Source organism: Flavobacterium sp. FPG59 (genome assembly GCF_002150205.1).
In the GTDB taxonomy this organism is placed as follows: Bacteria; Bacteroidota; Bacteroidia; order Flavobacteriales; family Flavobacteriaceae; genus Flavobacterium.
This window is the reverse complement of the sequence record NZ_MTCA01000284.1, coordinates 1-3342: the sequence shown is the minus strand read 5'-3', so window position 1 is coordinate 3342 and position 3342 is coordinate 1. Positions and strand designations below refer to the sequence as shown.

The 3342-nt window shown below is 30.5% G+C and carries 4 protein-coding genes; all 4 read right to left on the bottom strand.

Annotation, left to right across the window (positions count from 1 at the left end):
• Positions 1 to 327: 327 nt before the first annotated feature.
• From FPG59_RS15065 to FPG59_RS15050, 4 genes are read right to left on the bottom strand one after another with little or no spacing between them, the layout of a single operon-like run.
• Positions 328 to 1215, bottom strand: a complete 888-nt coding sequence (locus FPG59_RS15065) for an MlaD family protein (protein WP_086455379.1) — start codon at positions 1213 to 1215, stop codon at positions 328 to 330.
• Positions 1216 to 1232: 17 nt separating this feature from the next.
• Positions 1233 to 1988 (bottom strand): ABC transporter ATP-binding protein, encoded by a 756-nt coding sequence (locus FPG59_RS15060; protein ID WP_086455378.1) that lies wholly within the window; start codon positions 1986 to 1988, stop codon positions 1233 to 1235.
• Between the two features lies 1 nt (position 1989).
• Positions 1990 to 2781, bottom strand: a complete 792-nt coding sequence (locus FPG59_RS15055) for an ABC transporter permease (protein ID WP_086455377.1) — start codon at positions 2779 to 2781, stop codon at positions 1990 to 1992.
• Between the two features lie 53 nt (positions 2782 to 2834).
• Positions 2835 to 3308 (bottom strand): DUF2383 domain-containing protein, encoded by a 474-nt coding sequence (locus FPG59_RS15050; RefSeq protein WP_086455376.1) that lies wholly within the window; start codon positions 3306 to 3308, stop codon positions 2835 to 2837.
• Positions 3309 to 3342 lie beyond the last annotated feature (34 nt).

Here is a 3342-nt window from a genome sequence, read left to right as displayed (position 1 = left end):
TTCCTAGTTTGTCTTGGTATTTTTTAAGCATTTCTTCTTTCTTAGATTCTGAAAATAATGACTTGTTGCTAGTCAAAGCAACAAATTTTTCTTTTAATTTCTCCTTCTGCTGTTCCCAGTTCCCTTCTAAATCATTTGAATTCATAATTTTGGTTATTAATAGTGAAATAATCTTCACCCTCCAAAGTTCCCAAAATACTAACTAATTAAATTATATAACTATGGCTATTTGTTGTGATTTTCACTGATTTGTATACTAACTTACCTTATTTATTCAAAATAGTTTTAGACTTCTAAAAATAGCTTGGATACAATAAAACAAGAGAATTATTTCTTAAGAGAATCATTTTTTTGATCCATTTTCAGAGCTTTTTTCATTTCGGCTTCTTCAATTTCTTGTGCTTCCTCGAGTTTTTTATCTTCTTCTTTTTTCTTCTTATTGAAAAAACCTCTCAATAAAAAATTATGTTTTGCTGCCTCAATTACTTCATTTAAGCCTTTTGTAGCTGTTTTTACATTGGTTAAAGAAGAATCTATTGAATTCCCCATTCGCTCGTTACTTATAAGTTTTGATAAAGCACCTTTACCATTGTTCATACTAGTAGTAAAAGTTTTAAACTCTGATGCGCTTGCTTCTAGGCTGGTTACCATGTTGTCCACGCTATTCCCGAATTTTTTATCTGAAACCAGTTTAGATAATGCTCCATCACCATTATTCATACTTGAGCTAAATTGAGCTAGCTCAGCAGTTATGAGTCCGGCATTATCTACACTTTTCTTAACACTCACCATCAGGTCATCCATTTCAATGGCTTTTTTAGATCTAATATAATCCTGATCATTAATCAATATAGTAGATTTCTTTCCTGAAGTTATTGTTAAGACTTTATCGCCCATTAAACCATCTGAATTAATGCTTGCCACGGCATCTTTCTTGATGTATTTTCTAACTTCATCTTTGATTACCATTTTAATAACAACCGAGGTATCATTGAGGAATTCAATATGTTCTACAGTACCAATATTTATACCTGATAATCGAACGTTGTTGCCTACTGCAAGACCGTTTACTGAATTAAATTTTGAATACAACTCAATAGTTGATCCAAATAAGTTTTTTTGTTTGCCTACAAAATAGATGGTACCTACAAATAAAAATAGTCCAACTATTACAAACATTCCTAATTTCCATTGGTATCCTGACTCTTTAACCATGATTTTTAATTTTTAATTTAAATAAAAAATGAACGAACCCATTCATCTTCACTTTTCTCTAGCTCATCATATGTTCCTTCAACATGTATTACACCTTCTTTTAAAATTACAATTCTATCAGATGTAAGTCTTGCACAGGGCATATCATGCGTTATAATTATTGATGATGTTTTGTTTTTTTGTCGGAGTTCTAAGATGAGTTCACTTATTTCTCTTGAGGTAATGGTATCAAGTCCCGTTGTGGGTTCGTCATACAAGATAATCTCTGGTTTAAGAATCAGTGTTCTTGCAAGCCCTATTCTTTTGCGCATTCCTCCAGATAATTCAGAGGGCATTTTGTCTATGGCTTCCTTCAATCCCACACTTTCTAGTACCTCTAAAACCTGTTCATTAATTGCATCAGTTGATAATGAGGTATCATGTCTTCTCAATGTAAAAGAAAGATTTTCACGAACACTCATAGAATCATATAAAGCAGCATTTTGAAAAAGAAATCCAATGCGTGTTCTAATTTTGTTTAACTCGTTAATTTCTAATGAATTGATTTCTTGGTCAAACACTGTAATAATGCCGCTGTCTATCTTAATAAGTCCAACGATACATTTAATAGTAATTGACTTTCCTGAACCGGATTTACCTAGAACTACCAGGTTTTCTCCTTTGTTTAAGTTAAATGTTACTCCTTTTAAAACTTCATTTGTACCAAATGATTTGTGTAAGTCTTTAATTTCAATTACTGGATTATTTTTTTGAAGAGTGTAATTTTTTTCCATATTAAAAAAATAAATCAGTTACTTGTACCGCAATCATATCAATTATAAAAATGGTTAATGAGGCTGTAACTACAGCAGAATTTGCTGCTTTACCTACACTTTCAGTTCCATTTTCAGCATTATATCCTTTATAGCAACCAATCATTCCTATAAAATATCCAAAGAAAAAAGTTTTTATAGTTGCGGGAAAAATATCTAAAAACGTAATGGATTCAATCACTTGTGATAAATAGCGGACAACATTTACATCTCCATGAATATTAATCCCCATGTAACCTCCAACTATTCCTATTCCATCTGCATAAATTACAAGTAATGGAATCATTAATGTAGTTGCCATAATTCTTGTTACAACTAAATATTTGAATGGATTAATTGCTGAAACTTCCATGGCATCAATTTGCTCTGTTACTTTCATTGAGCCTAATTCAGCTCCAATTCCTGAAGCTACTTTACCAGCACAAATTAAAGCAGTAATTACAGGAGCAATTTCCCTAATTAAAGACAGTGCCACCATGCTAGGCAACCAAGATTCGGCCCCAAATTCTGCTAAAGTTGGTCTCGATTGTAAGGTAAGAACTAACCCCATAATGAAACCAGTAATAGTTACCAATGGCAAAGATTTATATCCTATTAAGTAACATTGTTTAAGCAACTCCTTGAATTCATAAGGAGGCCTAATGGCTTCTTTAAAAAAACGAATAGCAAATTCAGTAGCGCGGCCAACTTCAATAAAACTTTGATTGAGATAAGTTCCCAATCGTTCTTTTTGTATCGTTAATATTTGGTTCATTCCTTTATTTTTAAATTTAATCTGAATTATATTTTTAAAAAATACAATTACTTCTAAAAACTCATACTTGATTTTGCAATCATACTATCTCCTAAATCTTTAATTTTGTCATGCTGATTGGTTAATAGTATTTGTTGCTGCTGTAAAATTTGATTCAGTTTTTTTGGAATAAAATCAGTGTTGTTCGTCAATGAGTTTTTATATACTTTAAGTATTTCAAACTCAGAATATTCCAATCTGTTTAGAATTTCTTCTTTATCTTTTATGAGAATGTTCATTTTTAAATTTCCCCAAATTTTATCTATGAAATTATGATTCTTAGTATTTTCTTTTGTTGCACCATTTATTTTGTTTAGTTCAAATATCAAATCTTCATTAAACAAATTGCTCGTTTTTTCAAACTCATTGAATAATTGAACTAGGTCATTTTCATTAAATCCTTTTTTTGCATTTTGATATGCTATTACCCTATCTTTATGAGATGCAATTAAATTGTTTAATACATCAACTGATTTTTTAATATTCATATCTTATGATTTTGATTGTGCTATTTATGTTTCA